The 22,162-nt window shown below is 71.0% G+C and carries 1 protein-coding gene (running past one end of the window); it reads right to left on the bottom strand.

Annotation, left to right across the window (positions count from 1 at the left end; translation table 11 throughout):
- A protein-coding gene (locus ACLBW1_RS13685) for a non-ribosomal peptide synthase/polyketide synthase (protein WP_447812388.1) crosses the window boundary here: on the bottom strand, positions 1 to 22,162 show its 5' portion. It extends 11,978 nt beyond the left edge of the window; the window shows 22,162 of its 34,140 coding nt (coding positions 1–22,162); it begins with the start codon at positions 22,160 to 22,162; the stop codon falls past the left edge of the window.

The following is a 22,162-nucleotide window of genomic DNA, read 5'->3' as shown; positions in this document are numbered from 1 at the left end:
ACGCGTGCTGACTCCCGCGCAGCGACTGCACCGGTGGGCGGGGGCGGTCGAGGGGCAGCTCGAGCTGATCGGGCAACGCTGCGAGGGTCGTCTTCCAGAAGGCGATCTGCGCGCTGAGCAGGCTGGTCGGGTCGTCCTCGTCGCCGAGGAGTTCGCGCTGCCAGATCGCGAAGTCGGCGTACTGCACCGGCAGTCGATGCCAGGCGGGTTCGGTGGCCTCCACGCGGGCGGCGTAGGCCAGGGCGAGGTCGGTCACGAACGGCACCATCGACTCGCCGTCGGCGACGACGTGGTGCACCGCCATGGCCAGCACATGCTGGTCCTCGGCGACCCGCAGCACGGTGATCCGCACGGGGACCGAGTCGGTGACGGTGAACCCGGCCGAGAGGAACTCCCGCAATCTCTCCGGCACGTCGGAGGCGGGCACCTCGGTGACGGACACGTCGGGTACCGCCTGCTCAGCGGGCAGGATCACCTGGTGCGGGCCTGCGGCGGAGTCGGGGTACACCGTCCGGAGCGACTCGTGGCGTGCGATGACATCGGCGATCGCCGCCCGCAGCGCGTCGAGGTCGAGGTTCCCGCGCAGCGTCACCGCGGCCGGGATGTTGTAGGCCGCCGACCCGGGGTCGAACTGGTTGAGGAACCACATGCGGGTCTGCGCCAGCGACAACGGGATCCGGTCCGGACGGGGCCGGGCGACCAGCGGCGGACGTGCGGGGCGGCCGACCTCCCCGGCGGCGAGACGTTCGGCGAGCCCGGCGACGGTGGGCGCCGCGAACAGCTCACGGACCCCGATGGCGGTGCCCAGGGCGGCCGACGCGCGGCCGACCACCTTCGTCGCGCTCAGCGAGTTACCGCCGAGATCGAAGAAGCTGTCGTCGACACCCACCGGGTGCTCACCGAGGGGATCGACCCCGAGGACCTCGGCGAACACGTCGACCAGGGTCTGCTCGACCGCGGTGCGCGGTGCGCGGTACTCGCGTTCGGCGACGACGAACTCCGGGGCGGGCAGGGCGCGCCGGTCGAGTTTGCCGATCGGCGTCAGCGGGATCTCGTCGAGCACCGTGATCACCGCGGGCACCATGTGACCCGGCAGACGTGACGCGACCGCCTCGCGCAGCGCGTCGGGATCGGGTGTGGCACCGGGCGATCCGAGGACGTAGGAGGCCAACGCGGTCTGTCCGTCGGGTCCGGTCGCGCCGATGGTGACGGCGTACTCGACGTCGGCGGAGGCGGTGAGCGCGCGGTCGATCTCGCCGAGCTCGACGCGGAATCCGCGCACCTTCACCTGGAAGTCACCGCGCCCCACGTACTCCAACGAGTTGGTCGGCAGTGCGGGATCGATGCTGACCCGCACGAGGTCGCCGGTCCGGTACATCCGAGCGCCCGGCGCGCCGAAGGGATCGGCGACGAAGCGCTCCGCGGTGGTCCCGGGCCGGTCGTGGTAGGCCCGCGCCAGGCCCGCACCGGCGAGGTAGAGGTCGCCGACGACCCCCTTGGGCACCAGGCGCATCCGGGCATCGAGGACGCGCGCGCTCACCCCACGCAGCGGCGACCCGATGGTCACCCGCACACCGGGTTCGAGGCCGGGGGTGATGGTGTCGATGACGGTGGTCTCGGTGGGTCCGTAGGCGTTGCGCAGCCGACCGGTCCACCGGGCGGCGAGCTCGGGCGGGCACACGTCGCCGCCGACGACGACCGAGGTGACCGTGTCGAGGCCGTCGGGGTCGACCGTCATCAGCGCGGTCGGGGTCATGACGACGTTCGTGACCGACTCCGCGGCGATGAGGGCCGCGAGTTCGTCGCCGCCGAACACGTCCTGCGGAGCGACGACCAGGGTGGCGCCTGCGGAGAACGCGGCGAGCAGTTCGCCCACGGAGGTGTCGAAACTCGGCGAGGCGACGTGGAGCACCCGCGACCGTTCGGTGGTGTCGTAGTGCTCGCGGACGTCGGCGGCGAGGTTCGCGAGGCCCGTATGCGTGACGACGACGGCCTTGGGTGTCCCCGTCGAGCCCGAGGTGTAGATCAGATAGGCGGGATGGTCGGGTCGCAGCGTCGCGGTGCGATCGACATCGGTGACCGGCGCGGCGTCACGATCCGCTGTGGCCGTGGCGATCTCGTCGATGTCGAGCCACGTGACGGTGTCGGGGAGATCGACGACGTCGGCGGCGATGGTGATGCCGAACAGGGCTCGAGAGTCGGTGAGCATGCCCGCGATCCGCTCGGCGGGGTACTCGGGGTTGATCGGCAGGTAGGCCGCACCGGTCTTGGCGATCGCGATGGTGCCCGTCACCGACGACAGGCTGCGCCGCATTCCCAGCGCCACCACGGTCTCGGGTCCCGCACCGCGCGAGATCAGGTCGCGGGCAACCCGATTCGTCAGGTCGTCGAGCTCGCGATGGGTCAGCGACCGGCCCTCGAAGGTGATCGCGACGCGGTCGGGGTCGATCGTCACGCCGCGGGTCAGCAGGTCGGGCAGCAGGGTGTCGGCGACGGGTTCGCCGCCGGTGACGGCGAGGAGGTCACGACGCTCCGACGGACCGAGGATGTCGATGGCGCCGACGGTGGTCGCGGTGTCATCGGCGATCGCGGCGAGGATCCGCAGGAACCGGTCGGCGAAGGTCGCGACCGTCGACTGGTCGAACAGGTCGGTGGCGTAGGTGAACATCGCCGGCGCCGCCTCGTCGGGCGGGGCGGAGTCGCCGACGGACAGCTGTAGGTCGAACTTGGCGACCTCGAACTCCGCCTCGACGACCTGCACGCGCAGATCCGGCAGCGTCAGGTCGGGCGCCTCGTTGTTGTCGAACGACAGTGCCACGGTGAACAGCGGGTGGTGTGCGGTGGAGCGGGGGACGTCGAGGACCTCGACCAGGCGCTCGAACGGGATGTCGGCGTGCGCCATCGCGTCGACGTCGACCGCACGCACTGCGGCGAGCAGGTCGGCGGTGTCGGCCTCGGGGTCGACCTCGGTACGCAGCACGACGGTGTTGACGAACATGCCGACGAGGTCGTCGAGGGCCTCCTCGCCGCGACCGGCGACCGGTGTGCCGATCACGATGTCGCGCGACCCGGACAGGCGTTCGAGGAGGATCGCCAGCGCGGCGTGCAGGACCATGAAGAGGCTGACGTCGTGCGTGCGGGCGACGGCCGCGAGTCGGGTTCGGAGATCGGCGTCGATCGCGAACCGGACCATGTCGCCGCGCAGCGACTGCACCGCCGGACGTGGTCGGTCGGTCGGCAGGTCGAGTGACTCCCCCACCCCGACCAGCGTGGTGCGCCAGTGCTCGATCTGTTGCGCGGCCAGTGATGTCGGATCGGATTCGTCGCCGAGCAGGTCGCGCTGCCACAGCGAGAAGTCGGCGTACTGCACCGGCAACGGTGGCCGCGGGGCGACCGAGCCGGACCGTCGGGACTCGTACGCCACCACCAGATCCCGGAAGAGGGGTGCGAGTGACGAACCGTCGGCGCTGATGTGGTGGGCGACCACCATCAGCAGGTGTTCGTCGTCGGAGGGCGTAGGTGTCCCGGAGCCGTGTCCGATCGTCATCAGCACGATGCGCACCGGGAAGCCGGTGGTGACGTCGAAACCGGCGATCGCCCGGCGGGTGACCTCGTCGGTGACCGAGTCGGGTTCGACGGTGGTCTCGGAGTAGATCTGCGCCCACGCGGAATCGGTCGGGTGGATGACCTGATGCGGACCGTCGACGGAGTCGGGGTGGGTGGTGCGCAGCGACTCGTGTCGCTCGAGCACGTCGGCCACCGCGGCGCGCAGCGCGACGCGATCGAGGGTGCCGGTCAATCGCAGCGGCAGCGGGAGGTTGTAGGCAGGCGACGAGGTGTCGAACTGGTTGATGAACCACATACGGGCCTGCGCCGGCGAGAGCGGGATGCGCTCCGGTCGGCGGCGGGCGACCAACACCGGACGCCGGTTGTCGGAGTCCCGGTCACCGATCGCGGCGGCGAGTTCGGCGACGGTCGGGTGATCGAAGACATCACGGACACCGACCGACACACCGAGCGCGGCCTGCACGCGGGCGGCCACCCGGGTGGCGCCGAGCGACGTGCCGCCGATGTCGAAGAAGGAATCGTTCGCCCCGACGCGGTCGCGGCGGGCGATGTCGGCGAACACCCGGGCCACGGCGCGCTCGGCGTCGGTGCCCGGCTCGACGAACTCGACCTCGGTGGAGGCGAAGTCGGGGACCGGGAGTGCGCGGCGGTCGAGTTTGCCGTTGGGGGTCAGCGGGAACGACGGCAGCACGATGATCGCCGCGGGCACCATGTAGGCGGGCAGACGCCTCCGCAGGGCCGTGGTGACCGCGGCGACATCCGGTTGCGCTCCCCCGGCCCCGACGACGTAGGCGACGAGTTGCTGGTCACCGTCGGTCTGCGCCTGCTGATCACCGACGACCACGGCGACGGCGTCGGAGATCTCCGGTTCGTCGAGGAGGGCGGCCTCGATCTCGGTGAGCTCGATCCGCAGTCCGCGCAGCTTCACCTGGAAGTCGGTGCGTCCGATGTACTCGATCTCGCCGTCGGTGCGTCGGCGCACGAGATCGCCGGTGCGGTACATGCGTTCACCGGTCACCGAGGTGATGTCGGCGACGAAGCGATCGGCGGTCAGGTCGGGGCGGCCGACGTACGCGCGGGCGAGCTGGACACCGGTGATGTAGAGCTCGCCGGCGACGCCGGGCGGCACCGGGCGCAGACGTTCGTCGAGGACATGCACGCCGGTGTTGGCGACCGGACGGCCGATGGGGACGGTCTCGGTGTCGGCCGCGGTGTAGTGGTGATAAGTGACGTCGACCGCAGCCTCGGTCGGTCCGTACAGGTTGTCGACCGCGATCGTCGTGAGTGCGGCGAGACGTGCGGCGACGGTCGGGGGCAGTGCCTCGCCGCTGGCGAACACCCGGCGCATCGACGCGAGTCGGCGGTCACTGCGATCACGGTCGGCCAGCGCCGCGGTGAACGCCGACAGCATCGAGGGCACGAAATGGGCGACGGTGACGTCGTTCTCGGCGATCACGCGGGCGACCTCGGCGGGGTCACGATGGGCGTCGGGCGCGGCGATGACGAGTCGTGCACCGACCTGCAGCGGCCAGAAGAACTCCCACACCGATACGTCGAACGTGGCCGGTGTCTTCTGCAGGACGGCGTCGGTGGCGTCCATCGGGTACTCGGCCTGCATCCAGCGGAGCCGGTTCACGATGGCGCGGTGGGTGATCGCGACGCCCTTGGGACGCCCTGTGGAACCGCTGGTGTAGATCACGTACGCGGTGTTGTCGGCGTGCAGCGGACCGCGTCGGTCGGTGTCGGTGACCGGGCCACCCGACACACCGGACAGGTCGAGGGTGTCGATCGCGAGAACCGGCACCCCGCCGCGATCGGGCGTTGCGCCGAACGCCTGGTCGATGTCGTCGGCGGTGGTGGTGAGCACCAGCAGCGGATCGGCGCTGTCGAGGATGTAGGCGATGCGATCGGCCGGATGGTCGAGATCGACCGGCACGTAGGCGCCACCCGCACCGACGATCGCGTACATCCCCACCAGGAGGTCGATCGATCGGCGCATGGCGAGTGCGACGTGGACCTCGGGGCCGACCCCGACGTCGACGAGATGGCGGGTCAACCGGTGCACGCGGTCGGCGAACTCGGCGTACGTCACCTCGACCGGCGTGGTGCTGACCGGGGCGAACCGCAGGGCGGGGGCATCGGGGGTGCGGCCGACCTGCTCGTCGAAGAGGTCGACGAGGGTCAGGTTGTCCTCGGCCGGCGCGTGCCCCGACTCGGCGATGACCGCGGCGAGCATCCCCGAGAACCGTTGGGCGAAGGCGCCACCCGAGCCGTCGTCGAGCAGACCGGGCAGCAGTGTCGACAACGCCACCGTCACCGCGGCCTCGGGACCGATGCCGACCGACCCCAAGGTGGCCGCCATCTCCGCCGACTTGGCCTGCAGGGCGCCGTAGGTGACGTCGACACCGTTGTGCGACAGCGCGATCCCGTCGGGGTTGATACGCGCGGCCGTCGCCAGCAGCTGATCGAGGGAGCGGGCGTCGGTGTCGACGGGTCCGACGTCGGCCGCCACAGGGTCACCCGTGCTGGAGTCGGCCAGTTGATCACGCTCGGTCTCGGTGAGGATGTCGATGTCGCCGATGACGACGTTCTCGTCGTCGGCGACGGCGGACAGGATGGTCACGAACCGCTGGGCCATGGCCTCCACGGTCGCGTGGTCGAAGATGTCGACGGTGAAGTCGAGCACCGCGTCGATGCCGCGACCACGGCCGTCGGCGCCGAAACTCTCCGAGATGGTGAGGCCCAGATCGGATTTCGCGACCCGGATCGGCAGGTCGAGGGCGCTCACCTCGAGTCCGGGGAGGGTGACGGTCGGGACCTCGATGTTCTGCATCGTCAGGGTCGCCTGCACGAGCGGTGCGTATTTGCGCGAACGGGCGGGCGCGAGGACCTCCACCACCTGTTCGAACGGCAGATCGGCGTTGCCGAAGGCGGCCAGGTCGGACTGCTTCGTCGCGGCGAGGGATTCGACGAACGTGGCCGAGCTCGGCACCGTGGTGCGCAACACCAGGGTGTTGACGAACATGCCGACGAGTCCCTCGGTCGCCGAGGCGGTGCGGCCGGCGATGGGTGTGCCGACGGCGACGTCGCCGGTACCCGACATCCGCGACAACAGGGCCGCGTACGCGGCGTGCAACACCATGAACATGGTGGCGTCGTGCTCACGCGCGAGCTGCGCGAGCCGCTGCTGCAGTTCGGCGTCGACGGTGAACGTGACCTCGCCGCCCTCGATGGAACGGCGGTCGGTGCGGGGCCGGTCGGTGGGGATGGCCAGCAGCTCCGGCAGACCGGCGAGGTGTTCGCGCCAGAACGCGATCTGCCTGCTCGCCGGCGATTCCGGGTCGTTCTCGTCCCCCATCACCGCGCGCTGCCAGATGGCGTAGTCGGCGTACTGCACCGACAGCGGCCGCAGATGCGGTCGGTCGCCCGCGGCCCGCGCGGTGTACGCCGCCATCAGGTCGGTCGCGAGCGGCACCAGCGACGACCCGTCGGCGGCGATGTGGTGGATCACCAGGAGCAGTACGTGATCGTCGTCGGCCAGGCGGAACAGGTTGGCCCGCAACGGCGGTGCCGCGGTGACGTCGAATCCGGCCGACGCGGTCGCCAGGGCCGCGGCGAGCAGGCCGTCCTCGCCGTCGACCTCGGTGATCTGCAGGCCCGGGGTGTACTCGTCGACCCCGAGGACCCGCTGGAACGGTTCGTCGTCGGAATCGGGGTACACCGTCCGCAGGATCTCTTGACGGGCCAGGAGATCGGCCAACGCGGCGTGTAACGCGTCGAGGTCGAGCGCACCGCGCAGCCGCAGCCCGAGAGGGATGTTGTAGTCGGCGACATCGGGGTTGAGGCGGTTGAGGAACCACATCCGCTGCTGTGCGAGCGACAGCGGGACCCGATCGGGGCGCGGGCCGGCGGTCAGCGGCGGGGTGGTGATCCCGTCGGCCGCGTCGAGTGCGGCGACCGCCTCGGCGAGGTCGGCGACCGTCGACGACTCGAACAGCACCCGCACGCCGAGGCGCACGTTGAGGTTCTCGTTGATCCGCGCGATGACGCGGGTCGCGGCCAGGGAGTTGCCGCCGAGGTCGAAGAACGAGTCGTCGGCGCCGACGCGGTCGAGGTCGAGGACCTCGGCGAAGGCGTGTGCGATCGCACGTTCCAGTGGCGTCTCGGGGTCGCGGGCGGAGGTGGCGGCCGCGATGAACTCCGGCGTCGGCAGCACGCGTCGATCCAGCTTGCCGGTCGGCGTCAGCGGGACTTCGTCGAGAACGGTCACGGCGCTGGGCACCATGTACTGCGGCAGGAACCGCGCCGCGTACTCCGTCAGGTCACTCGGCCCGACCGTCGAACCCGCCACCAGCGTCACGTAACTCGCCAGCGCCGTGCCGCCGCCCGGTCCGTCGACGCCGAGCGTGGCGGCGAACTCGACCGCCGGGTGCGCGGCGAGGACGGAGTCGATCTCGCCGAGTTCGATGCGGAAGCCGCGGACCTTCACCTGGTGATCCGAGCGCGAGAGGTAGACGATCTCCAGACCGCGTCCGGGGGTGCGGACCCACCGCACGACGTCGCCGGTGCGATACATCCGCTCCCCCGGCTCGGCCGGGTTCGCGACGAAACGCTCGGCGGTCAGTCCGGGGCGGTCGTGGTAGGCGCGTGCGACACCCGGCCCGCTCACGTAGAGCTCGCCCGGGACGCCGACGGGCACCGGCTGCAGCCGCGCATCGAGCACGAGAGCGCTGACACCGGTGATCGGACCGCCGATGGTGATCTGCTCGCCGGGCACGACCGGTGCGCTGATGTTGGTCATGATGGTGGCCTCGGTCGGACCGTAGCCGTTGTAGACGTTGCGCCCGGGAGCCCAGCGCGCGAACAACTCTGCGGGCACCGCCTCACCGCCGACGGCGATCTCGGTGAAGTCGTCCAACCCCTCGGGGTTCACCGACGCCAGCGCGGCCGGGGTGATGAAGGCGTGCGTCACACGTTCGCGGGCCAGGAGGTCGTGCAGTTCCTCGCCGCCGTAGACGGTGGTGGGGACGATGATCATCGTCGCGCCGACCGACGTGGCGAGCAGGAGCTCGAGGATCGATGCGTCGAAGCTCGGCGACGCGACGTGCAGCGTCCGCGAGTCGGGCGTGATGCGGTACCGGTCGGCGACCTCGGCGGCGTACGGCGCCAGCCCTCGGTGCGTCAGCTCGGCGCCCTTCGGCTTCCCGGTGGTCCCCGAGGTGTAGATGATGTACGCGCAGTTCTCCGGCCGCGGGACGCGCACCAGCTCCTCGCGCCTTATGGGTTCCGGATGGTGTCGATCGAAGGCGGGATCGTCGATGTCGATCGACTCGACACCGTCGGGCAGTACGAGCGCACCGTCGACGGTCCGAGTGATCACCAGGCGTGCACCGGAATCGGTGAGCATGTGCGCGACACGGTCAGCCGGGTAGTGGGGGTCGACGGGGACGAACGCCGCGCCGCTGCGCACCACACCCCACACCCCGAGCACCGAGGAGATGCTGCGGCCGATGGCCAGGGCGACCACGTCCTCGGTGCCGAGTCCGCGATCGATGAGTTCGCGGGCGATCCGATTCGAGCGTTCGTCGAGTTCGCGGTAGGACATCGACTCGTCGCCACACACCAGCGCCGTGGCGTCGGGATCGACGTGCGCGGCGGCGTCGAGGATCTCCGAGAGCAGACGCAGCGGCGGCGCGGGCCGCCCGCGCACCGGGGTGACCTCCGCGCGCTCGGCGGCGGTCATGATGGGGATCTCTCCCACCGGCCTGTCGGCGGCATCCGCGTCGACGAAACCGGAGAGGATGGCGGTGAGACGTGACCCCATCGCGGCGGCGGTGGCGGCGTCGAAGATGTCGGTCGCGTAGCCCACGAAGCCGGTGACGCCGGCGGGTGCGCCGTCGTCGGTGAACTGTTCGCCGAGATCGATCGTCAGGTCGAACTTGCTGTACTCGGTGTCGATCGACCCCAGTGCCACCCCGAGTCCGTCGATGTCGAGAGTGGTTGCCGCGGCGCCGTTCACACCGATCACGACCTGGAAGATCGGGGTGTGGGACGCGGTGCGCGTCGGGGCGAGGGCGTCGACGACACGCTCGAACGGGACGTCACTGTGTCCGAACGCGTCGAGGTCGGTGTCGCGCGCGGCGGTCAGCAGGCCGGCGACGGTCATCGCCGGGTCGACCTCGAGCCGTAGGGCCAGGGTGTTGACGAACATGCCGACCAGCGCGTCGAGCTCGGGACTGCCGCGCCCACCGATCGGTGCGCCGACCACGATGTCGGTGTCGCCGCTGTGGCGCGCGAGCAACGCCGCGAGGGCGGCGTGGAACACCATGAACCGCGAGACGCCATGGGAGTTGGCGGTGGCGACGATCGCCCGGTGCAGTTGCGGCGACAGCTCGAACACCTCGGTCGCCCCGATCCCGCTGCGGCTCTGACCCCGCGGGCGATCGGTGGGGATGCCGGTGATCTCCGGGGCGTCTGCCAGCACCGTGCGCCAGTGCTCCAGTTGCCGTGCGGCGATCGAGTCGGGGTCGGTCTCGTCCCCGAACGTGGCGGACTGCCAGATCGCGAAGTCGGTGTAGTGGGCGGCCAGCGGAGCGAGCGCGGGTTGTTCACCGCGCAGCCGGGCCTCGTAGGCGCCCAACAGATCTGCCGCGAGCGGTTGCATCGACAGCCCGTCGGCGGCGATGTGATGGAGGACGAACACCAGGATGTGCTCGGGCGTCTCGTCGGGTCGGTCCTCGTTGAGACGCCATAGGGCGGTCCGCACGGGGACGGTGGTCGTCACGTCGAAACCGGGCCCGGCGAACTCGCGCAGGCGCCCCCACAGCTCGTCGCGACGGATCGAGTCGAGCCGCACCGGCGGCAGGGCGTCGATGGTGGGGACGACGACCTGGTGCGGGCCGTCGGCGGTCGAGGGGTAGATCGTGCGCAGCACGCGCTGACGGTCGACGAGATCGACGAGTGCGGCACTGAGCGCGTCGATGTCGAGCTCGCCGGTGAACACGAACGTCAGCGGGATGTTGTAGGCACCAGACGTCGGATCGTAGGTGTTGATGAACCACAGCCGCTGCTGCGCCAACGACAGTGGCACGGGCAGGGACTCGTCGCGGACGATCGGGCGGAACCGGGCGACCATCGCCGAGCCGGACTCACCCGAGTCGCGTCGCTGCGTGATCAGGCGGGCCAGCTGCGCGACGGTCTGCGCCTCGAACAGGTCGCGGATGCCGATCGCGACTCCGAGGGTGTCGTGGACGCGGACCGACAGCTGCGCCGCCATCAGCGAGTTGCCACCCAGTTCGAAGAAGGAACGGGCGGTGCTGACGCGGTCGACGCCGAGCATGTCGCCGAACAGTCCGGCGACGATCTCCTCGACCGGGTCGGCGGGCGCGACGTACTCGCCCTCGTCGGTGTCGGGGACCTCGATCCGTGCCAGCGCCGACCGGTCGAGCTTGCCGTTGGCGTTGACCGGCATCTCCGGGATCGACACGAGCACCGCGGGGACCATGTACTCCGGCAGCACCGTCGTCAGCGCGCTCCTGGTCGCCTCGACGTCGACAACCGCACCCGTTGCGGGCACGACGTAACCGACGAGCTGCGCGCCGACGCGGCGCTGCGCCACCAGCACCGCGGCCGAGGCGACGGTGGGCAGTGCCGTCAACGCCGTCTCGATCTCGCCGAGTTCGATGCGCAGGCCGTGCAGCTTCACCTGGAAGTCGGTGCGTCCCAGGTACTCCAGCTCGCCGTCGGTGCGCATCCGCACCAGGTCGCCGGTGCGGTACATCCGTTCTCCGGGCGCGGCGGCGATCGTGGCGGGGACGGCGATGAACCGGTCGGCCGAGAGGTCGGGGCGGCCGAGATAGCCTCGCGCCAACTGCACACCGAGCAGGTACAGCTCGCCGGCGACCCCTGCGGGTACCGGACGCAGACGGCGGTCGAGCACCGCGACGCGGGTGTTGGCGACGGGTACGCCGATCGGGACGGTGACCTCGTCGGCCGGGACCCATCGGTGATGGGTCACGTCCACCGCGGCCTCGGTGGGGCCGTAGAGGTTGTGGATCTCGGCGGGCGAGGCCTCGCTCATCGCCCGCGCGACGTCGGCCACCAGCGCCTCACCGCTGGTGAAGACCAGTCGCAGCGAGCCGAGAGCGGCCGGGTCGGTCCCGGCGACGAAGACCCCGAGCATCGAGGGCACGAAATGCATGGTGGTGATCGACTCGGCGGCGATCAGACCGGTCAGGTAGGTCACGTCGCGGTGGCCGCCGGGTTCGGCGACCACGAGTCGGGCACCGATCTGCAACGGCCAGAAGAACTCCCACACCGACACGTCGAACGTCGCGGGCGTCTTCTGCACCACGACGTCGTCGGTGGTCAGCCCGTAGCGGTCCTGCATCCAGCGCAGACGGTTGACGATCGACCGGTGACTGACCGCGACACCCTTGGGCATCCCGGTCGATCCGGAGGTGAAGATGACGTAGGCGACGTTGTCGGCGCGCAGCGGAACCGTGCGCTCGGCGTCGGTGATCGGCGCCGACGACAGCGATTGCAGATCCAGTGTGTCGAGCGCGATCCGGGGGATGTCGAGATCCGGCGCGGTGTCGGCGAGGGCGTCGGACGGCAGCGACGCGTCGGCCACGGTCAGCACGCACGCCGGGCGGGCGGTGGACAGGACGTGAGCGATCCGGGCCGCCGGGTGTTCGAGGTCGATCGGGACGTAGGCGCCGCCGGCGGCGACGACGGCGTACATGCCGACCAGCAGGTCGACGCTGCGGCCCATCGCGAGTCCGACGGTGACGTCGGGGCCGACGCCGATCGAGATCAGGTGTCGCGCCAGTCGGTTGGACCGCGCCGCGAACTCGGCGTAGGTGAGCGACTGCGGGCCCACCGTCAGCGCGATCGCATCCGGCGCCTCCCGGACGCGATCGGCGAAGATCGAGGCGAGCGTGTCCGACGAGTCCGGGGACCACGCGGGCTCGTGTGCGGGGGCGGCGCCGTCCGCACCGGCGACCCGACGTGCTGCGGTGTGCACCTCCTCGATCAGTTCGACGAGGCTGCCGCCGGATCCCGGGGCGGCCGCGGCGGCCGCCGGGATCATGGTCGACAGCGCCACCGAGAGCACGGCGTCAGGGCTCAAGCCGCCTGCGGCCATCGGTGCCAGCGGTGCAAGGCGCTCGGCGATGTCGGCGAAGGTGAACCGGCCCGACTCGTGGTCGATCGCGACGGTGGTCGGTTGCGCCGCCGCCGCTCGATCCACGAGGTCGAGGAGGTCGCCGCGGTCGGGTACGACCGCGGCCGGCGGTGCCGGGGTGACGATCTCGGGCATCTGCGCCTCGATCACGGGGGCGTCCGCACCCCAGATGTCGATGTCGGCGACGGACGCCGCGGTGTCGGCGACCATCGATCGCAGGGTCGAGACGAACCGGTCGGCGAGGGTCCGCGCGGTCGACGGGTCGAACAGGTCGGTCGCGAAGGTCAGGGAACCGGCCAGCCCGACCACCCCGGAACCGTCGTCGGCGTGGACCTCGGAGAGGTTGACGGCGAGGTCGAACTGCGCTGTGCCGGTGAGGCTGTCGGCGTTGATCTCGGCGTCGAGGCCCGCGAGCGAGAATCGCACGGGCTCGGTGTTCTGGAACGACAGGAGCACCTGGAAGACCGGGGAGTACGCGGCGGTGCGGGGGCGGCCGAGTGCGTCGACGACGGCTTCGAAGGGCAGGTCGGCGTGGTCGAAGGCGTCGAGGTCGACGTCGCGGACCCGTGTGACGAAGTCCCACACCGAGGCGGCCTCGTCGACGACGACGCGCAGCGGCACCGTGTTGACGAATACACCGACGATGTCGGCGATCTCGGGGACACCGCGACCGGCGACCGGGGTGCCGATGACGACGTCGTCGCTGCCGGTGGTCCGTGCCAGCATCGCCGCGAGCGCCGCATGGACGATCATGAACACCGACGTGCCGGTGTCTCGGGCGACCGCGGCGACCGCGGCGTGGGTCGCCTCGTCGATGTCGAATCCGACGATCTCGCCGCGCAGGCTGCGTGTCGGCGGCCGGGGGCGGTCGAGCGGGAGGTCGATGATCTCGGGGCTGCCCTGCAACGTGGTGCGCCAGAACTCGATCGAGCGTGCCGCCGTCGATGTCGGGTCGTCCGCGTCGCCGAGCGACGCGCGGAACCATGCCGCGTAGTCGACGTAGCGCACCGGTAGGCGCGCCCAGCCCGGCTCGTCGCCGCCGGCCCGCGCGGCGTAGGCGGTCATCACGTCGCGCGCCAGCGGCGCCATCGAGGAACCGTCGGCGCTGATGTGGTGGACGACGACGACCACGTGGACGTCATCGTCGGCGGTCTCGAACATCGTGAACCGCACCGGGAACTCGCGTGTGAGGTCGAATCCGGTGGTCGCGGCGTCGGTCACGGCGGCCTCGACCGAGTCGGCGGTGACCGGCTGTGGTGTGAGCGGCCGGGGGGTCAGGTCGATCTCGACCTCGTCGGCGTCCCGCACGTCCTGATACGGCCCGGTGGCGGTCTCCGGGAAGATCGTGCGCAGCGTGGCGTGCCGTTCGACGACGTCGCGTGCGGCCGCGGCCAACGCCGCGCGGTCGAGCGGTCCGCGGAGGTGCACGACCATGGCGATGTTGTAGGCGGCGCTGTCCGGGTCGATCCGGTTGAGCAGCCACATCTGCTGCTGGGTCGGCGACAGGACCGGTCGTGCCGCCGCGAGGCCGGGCCGCAGGGCCGGGAGATGCTCCGGCGCAGCAGGACTCGTCGTCCCGGGCTGGGCGGCGAGACCTTCCTGCGCGAGGTGCTCGGCGAGCGACGCGACGGTCGGATTGTCGAACAGTTCACGCACCGCGACCCGGCGCCCCACCGCCGATCCGATCCGCGCGGCGGCCTTGGTCGCCAGCAGCGAATTGCCGCCGACGTCGAAGAAGGAGTCGGTGACACCGACCGCGGGCAACCCGACAACCTCGGCGACGATCTCGACCAGTGTTCGTTCGAGATCGGTTCTCGGCTCGACCGATTCGGTCGCCAGCTCGGTCAGGTCGGGGGCGGGCAGTGCCGCGCGGTCGAGCTTGCCGGTGCGGGTGAGCGGGATGGTGTCGAGGGTGATGATGATCGACGGCACCATGTGCGGCGCGAGCCGGCCGGCCACGAAGTCCTTCAGCGACGCCGCGGTGACGCGGTCGCCGTCGGTGTGACTCCCCGCCGTCGGGACCACGTAGGCGACGAGGGCGGTCGCGCCCGAGGGGAGTGCGGTGCCGACGGTGGTGGCGAAGGTGATGTCGGGGTGCGCGGCCAGCGCGGCGTCGATCTCACCCAGTTCGATACGGAAGCCACGGATCTTGACCTGGAAGTCGCGGCGTCCGACGTAGAACACCTCGAGCCCGTCGTCGGTGCGGACCCAGCGCACGACGTCGCCGGTGCGATACATGCGGTCGCCCGGTGTGCCGTGCGGGTTCGCGACGAACCGGTCGGCGGTGAGCCCCGGCCGTCGGTGGTAGCCCCGCGCGACGGCGGGACCCGAGAGGTAGAGCTCGCCGTCGACCCCCTCGGCCACCGGCTGCAGTCGGCGGTCGAGCACGAGAGAGGTGAGGCCGCGGACGGGGCGTCCGATGGTGATGTCGCGCCCCGGCTCCATCGGGCCGGCGATATCGGCGAAACATGTTGCCTCGGTGGGGCCGTAGCCGTTGAACATGCGTCGGCCCGGAGCCCACCGGGCCACGAGCTCGGGCGGGCAGGCCTCGCCACCGACGACGACGGTCTCGAAGGCGTCGAGATCGTCGGGGTCGACCGACGCCAGCGCGGCGGGGGTCACGAACCCGTGGGTGACCCCGTATTCGGCCAACAGGTCGTGCAGTTCCTCGCCGCCGTAGATCTCCGACGGCGCGATGACCATCGTCGACCCGTGGGCCAGGGCCAGCAGCATCTCCAGCACCGAGGCGTCGAAACTCGGCGACGCGAAGTGCAGGGTGCGTGAGGCCGGCGTGAGGACGAAGCGCTCGGACTGTTCGGCCATCAGTGCGGCGAGGCCACCGTGGGTGACCGCCACGCCCTTCGGCAGTCCGGTGGTCCCCGAGGTGTAGATCATGTACGCGAGGTTCGCGACCGACACCGGGCGTAGGCGGTCGGCGTCGCGCACCGGGGCGGTGTCCGTCGCATCGGTCACGTCGGGACCGTCGATGTCGAGCCATTCCACCGTCGCCGGGCGCACGTCGCGCCACGCCGAGGTCGACAGGCCGTACACCGCACCGGAATCGGTGAGCATGTGTTCGATGCGCGCGGCCGGGTAGCGCATGTCGACGGGCAGGTACGCGGCACCGGTCTTGGCGACCGCCCACAGTCCGAGGACGAACTCGACGGAGCGGTTCATGCCGAGAGCGACGATCTGCTCGGAGCCGATGCCGCGGGTGATCAGGCGGCGCGCGAGCGCGTCGGATCGTCGGTCGAGTTCGGCGTAGGAGATGGAACCCGCCGGCGACACGACGGCGTCGCGATCCCCACCGGCCGAGGCCGCGGCGGCCAACAGGTCGGGCAGCGGCGCGGGGGTCGGGAGGCGGTCGGTGCTGCCGGCCTGGTGCAGCAGTCGGGTGCGGGTGGCGGCGTCGAGGACGTCGACGTCGACCACCCGCATCTCCCGATCGCGGGCGATCTGCTCGAGCACCGAGGTCAGCATCGCGAGGATGTCGGTCGCCCGTTCGGCGTCGACCATCGACGGCAGGTACTTCACCGACAACCGCAGATCCGGGTCGGTGATGGCGATGACGGTCAGCGGATAGTGCGTCGCGTCGACGACATCGGCGTCGGTGACGGTCATCCCGTCCACCGACGCCGCCGCGGCGAGCGCCTCTCGGTCGAGGGGGTAGGACTCGTAGACCAGCATCGTGTCGAACAGCACGTCGAGATCACCGGCGGCGGTGATGTCGGCGAGCCCGGTGGTGTGGTGGTCGAGGAGTTCGGCCTGGCTGTGGGCGAGGCGTTTGCACAGGGCGGCGACGTCGTCGGAATCGTGCATCGTGACCCGCACGGGGACGGTGTTGATGAACAACCCGAGCATGGTCTCGACGCCGGGGACCTCGGGCGGGCGACCCGACACCGTGGTGCCGAACACGATGTCGTCGCGCCCGGTGAGTCGGGCGAGGACGATCGCCCAGCTCACCTGGAGCATCGTGTTGAAGGTGATGCCGGTCTCGCGGGCGTGGGAACCGAGGCGGTCGGTCACCTCGGCGGCGACGGTCACCTCGACCTGCCCGGGGACCTCGGCGATCCCGTCCGTCGACACGATGTCGGAGGCGAGCAGCGTCGGTTCGTCGAGCCCGGCCATCGCGTTCGCCCACGCCGCCGCCGAGGCCCCGGTGTCCTGCGCCGCCAGCCACGACAGGTAGGTGCGGTAGGCCGGTGGCGCCGGAAGGGTCTTCGCGTCACCGCCGGCGGCGTACAGCGCGAACAGATCACCCATGAACACCGGCATCGACCAACCGTCGAGCAGGATGTGGTGGTTCGTCGCGATCATGCGGAATCGGTTGTCGCCGAGAGCGATCATCGCGAAACGCAGCAGGGGCGGTGTGGCCATGTCGAACGCGGTCACCCGATCGGTGTGCGCGATGGCGGCCGCCCGTGCCGACACGTCCCCGTCGGTGTCCGACAGGTCGTGGACCACGAACGGCACCGGCGCCGCGGCGGCCACCACCGAGACGGGGGTCCCGTCGGCCGCGGTCACGAACGCGGTGCGCAGTGTGGGATGGCGGTCGACGAGAGCCTGTGCGCTGCGGCGCATCCGGTCGACGTCGACACCGGAGAGGTCGAGGACCATCTGGGCGGTGTACAGGTCGACCGACCCGACCGACAGCTCCGAGTGGAACAGCAGTCCGCTCTGCAACGGCGCCAACGGCCACACGTCGACGACGTCGTAGCGTGCCTCGACGGCGTCGACGTCGGCCTGGGTGAGCGAGACCAGATCGAGGTCCGACGGTGTGAGCCCGCCCGCGTCACCCGACGCCGCGTGGCGGGCGACGGCCTCGAGCGCGCGGTGCCAGAGGTCGGCGAGCTCGTCGGCCTCCTCGTCGGTCAGCACACCGTCGGGGTGGTCGATCGTGGCGCGCAGCTGGGGCCCGGCGGCGGTCTCGACGACCGAGGCGTTGATGTCGAGCGCATGGCGCACAGGGACATTCGCTCCGCGGCATCCGCGTAACGCCTGATCACCCTCGGGCACCCAGGGGCCCGAGGCGCCCGTCCCGGCGAGGCGACCGAGGTAGTTGACACTGATCGAGGGTTCCGGTGTCTCCGCGAGCACCTGTGCGCCCTCGGCGTCGAGGTGGCGGAGCAACCCGTACCCGACACCGCGGCGCGGCACCGCGGCGAGCTGTTCCTTGACCGTCTTGATCGCGACCCCGGCCGCCTGTCCCCCGGAGAGCGCGGCCGCGACGTCGACCCCCGTGAGATCGAGCGCGACGGGGTAGACCGTGGTGAACCAGCCGACGGTCCGCGACAGGTCCGAGCCCGGCAGCAGCTCCTCCTCGCGGCCGTGCGCCTCCATGCTGACGAGGAATCGACGCGGCGCGGCGGCATCGGGGGTCCGCCACGCGGAGACGGCCAACGCCAGCGCCGCGAGGAGACCGTCGTTCACACCGGCGTGGAAGGCCTGCGGAACCCGGGTCAACAGTGTCTCGGTGAGCTCCGGGGTCAGGTGGAGTTCGCGGCGCTGCAGAGTCGCGACGACGTGCCGATCCCGATCGAGCGGCAGCTGCACCGAGTTGGGTCCCTCGGTGACCGTGCGCCAGTGCGCGAGCTCGGACCGGATCGCCCGCGTCGCGGCGAGTTCGGTCATCCCACGCGCCCATCGACGCATGGACGTCTTCACCGGCGCGAGCTCGACCGTCATGCCGGCGCTGTGCTGGGCCCACGCGGTCGCGAGGTCGGGCAGCAGGATGCGCCACGACACGCCGTCGACCACGAGGTGGTGCAGCACGATCACCAGACGTCGGGCACCGTCCGGGGACCCCACCGGCTCGGATCCCGTGGCGTCGGATGCTGTGGGGAGAGAGTGGACGACGACGAACTGCGCGACCCGTCCGGCCGCCGGGTCGAGGGCGTCGGTGGCCGCGCGCACGGCCGCGTCGACGCCTGCGGCGAACGCGGCACTGCCGGGCTCGGCCACCACGTCGACGGTGGTGATCTCGGGCGGACCGGGCTGTTCGGCCACCTCGTCGACGACGTGATGCCATCGGCCGTCCTCGTCGACCGACAACCGCGACCGCAGGATGTCGTGCCGGTCGATGACCGCGGCCACCGCCACCGCCAGCGTGTCGAGGTCGTACGGCTCGGGGAGGGGCACCTCGACCGACTGCGCGAACGGGCCGACCGATTCCGGGATCTCGATCATCGACCGAACGATGGGTGTCAGGTCGATCTCGCCGACCGCCCCGCCGGGCAGTTCGACGGCCGCGACGGCGTCGTCGTCGGTCCGGACGACCGCGGCGAGATCACCGATCGTCTTGTGCTCGAACACCTGTCGGGAGGTGAAGTGCAGTCCGGCGGCCCGGGCCCGGGACACGAGCTGGATCGACATGATGCTGTCGCCGCCGAGCCCGAAGAACGAATCGTCGAGGCCGACACCATCACGCCCCAGCAGATCCTCCACGAGACCGACCACCGCACGCTCGACGTCGGTGGTCGGTGCCCGGAACGGCGCCGCGTGCGCCGAGAAATCGGGTTCGGGCAATGCTTTCCGGTCGACCTTGCCGCTGGAGCCCAGGGGCATCTCGTCGAGGGTGACGACGGCGTCGGGGACCATGTAGGCGGGGACACGACCTCGCACGGCCCCCACGACGGCCGCGGTGTCGACGGTCTGTACCACCGCGGGGACCACGTAGGCCACGAGCCGCTGACCCTGGGCGCTCTGATGGACCGTCACCACCGTCTCACGGACCCCGGGCGCGCCGAGTACGGCCGACTCGATCTCGCCGAGTTCGATCCGCAGGCCACGGACCTTCACCTGGAAGTCGCTGCGGCCCACGTAATCCAACGAACCGTCCGGCGTCCACCGGACCAGATCGCCGGTGCGGTACATCCGCGCGGGACCCGCGGCGAACGGACACGCCACGAATCGTCCGGAAGTCTGGACCGGGTCGCCCACGTAGCCCCGGGCCAGTTGCACACCACCGAGATAGAGCTCCCCGACCGCACCGACGGGCACCGGCCGCAGCGCACGGTCGAGCACCCACACCCGGGTGTTCCACACGGGTCGGCCGATGGGCACCGAGTCGACGTCGTCGGGGTCGTACCGGTGGTAGGTGACGTCGACGGCGGCCTCGGTGGGGCCGTAGAGATTGTGCAGCGCGGCGTCGGTGATGGACGCGAGTCGCTCGGCGACCGACGGCGTCAGGGCCTCACCGCTGGCGAACACCGAGCGCAGAGACGTCAACGAGCTCGCCGGTGCCGACTCGACGAACAGCGCCAACATCGACGGCACGAAATGCACCGCGGTGACGCCACGGGAGGCGATGAGGCCGGCGAGATACTCGGGGTCGCGGTGCCCGTCGGGCACCGCGATCGCCACCGAGGCGCCGACCTGCAACGCCCACAACAGTTCCCAGACCGACACGTCGAAGGTCACCGGCGTCTTGTGCAGGACGACGTCGTCGGCGGCGAGCGGGTACTCCCCCTGCATCCAGCGCAGCCGGTTCACGATCGCCCGGTGGCTCACCGCGACGCCCTTCGGTGCGCCGGTGGAACCGGAGGTGTAGATGACGTAGGCGGTGTTGTCGGGGTGCAGCACGCCGAGACGTTCGTCGGGCGTCACCGGGGTGTCGGCGTGGCCGTGGAGGTCCACGGTGTCGATCTCGACGACGAGCGGCGATGCGCCGAGCCCGTCGGGTACCGCAAACCCGTCTGCGCGCGTGGTCAACACGACGGGCGCGGCGCTCCCGCGCAGGACCGCGGCCTGTCGTTGCACCGGGCTGTCGAGATCGAGGGGGACGTAGGCCCCGCCGGCCTCGAGCACCGCGTGGACGGCGACGAAGAGGTCGAACGAACGCCGCATGGCGATCGCGACGTGGCGATCGGGACCGATCCCGAGCGCGATCAGGTGCCGCGCCAGACGCGCGACGTCGGCACCGAACTCGGCGTACGACCGTGTCCGCGCACCGAAGTGCAGGGCGGGCGCGTCCGGGGTCGCCTGCGCCTGACGCCGCCAGACGTCGGCGAGCAACTCCGCCTCGACGGGGTGATCGGTCGCGTTCCACTCGTCGGTGATCATCGCGATCTCGTCCGCCGAGCCGACGGTGATCTCGCCGACCGCTGTCGCGCGGTCGCTGCCCAGCATCCGCTCCACGAGATCGACGAATCGGTCGAGGTGACGCTGTAGGTCGTCGGCGGAGTACAGACGCGGGTTGGCCTCGAGGTCGAGGCGCAGCGCGTTGCCGTCGGCCCCGGGGTAGATGTTGACCGCGAGGTCCTCCACCGGCCCGGTCGTGAGGACGTGCATCTGCCCGACGGTGTCTCCGAGGTTCACCTCGGACTGGAACATCATGAGGTTGACCGATGGTCCGAAGAGCCCGCGTTCGCCGGTGCCCTGGCCGATGTCGCGGCGCATGTCCTCGTGCCGGTACAGCTGTCGGCGCAGTGCGCCGGTCAGGGCGGTCTGGGCGTCGGTGATCAATCGACCGATCGACACCTCGCCGGAGACCCCGACGCGGAGCGGGACCACGTTGGAGACCATGCCCGCCGCCGACCGCAGCTTGGCGGTGTTCCGGGCCGAGACCGGCAGGCTCAGCACCACGTCGTCGGTGTCGGTCATCCGCGACAGGTAGGTCGCGAACGCGGCGATGACGGCCGGCGCCGCGCTGCCCGAGGACTCCGCCGCCGCGGCGTCCACCAGTTCCCCCACCCGTCCACGCAGCTCCACCGACGCGAGGCGGGAGAAGGCGCCCGGTGGTTCACGTCGCGCCGCCAGCGACACCGCGCCGGGGAGTCCCGCGTTGCGCTCGGCCCAGTAGGCGCGGTCGTTGTCGAAACGTGAGGAGTCGCGGTAGGCGCGTTCACCCTCCACCAGCTCGGTCAACGATGCACCGCGCCAGGCCGGGGGTTCGCCTCCGCCGAGCCGAGCGGAGTAGATGGCGGCGACCCTGGCGAGCATCGCGTTCGCACCGAACCCGTCGGTGGCGATGTGGTGCGCGCGCCAGTACCAGAAGTGCCGCTCGGGTCCGACACGGATGAGCGCGCTGACGGTCAGGCGGTCGGTGAAGACGTCGATCGGGCGGCTGTACTCGGCGCGCATCCACTCCAGCGCGCGCTCGACGGCGTCGGGGTGGTCGGAGAAGTCGAGCCGGGAGATGGAGTCGACGGCGCCGGACTCGACGACCTGCAGAGGGACGTCGCCGGTGTCGACGAGACGGAGGAAACCCGAACCGGCCTCGCGGCCGGCGGCATTGGACGCCGCGGTGAGGGCCTCGGCGTCGACGGGACCCACGAGATCGACGTATTCGGCGATGTTGATGGGGATGGAGCCGAGCGCCTGCTGGGCGAACCAGATCCCGCGCTGGGCCGCCGAGAGCTCGAACGCGCCTGTCGGCGTCTGCGCCCGACCGTCGGAGCCACCCGCAACCAA

The organism is Williamsia sp. M5A3_1d, assembly GCF_053345315.1.
This window is presented reverse-complemented; position numbering and strand designations above follow the sequence as displayed.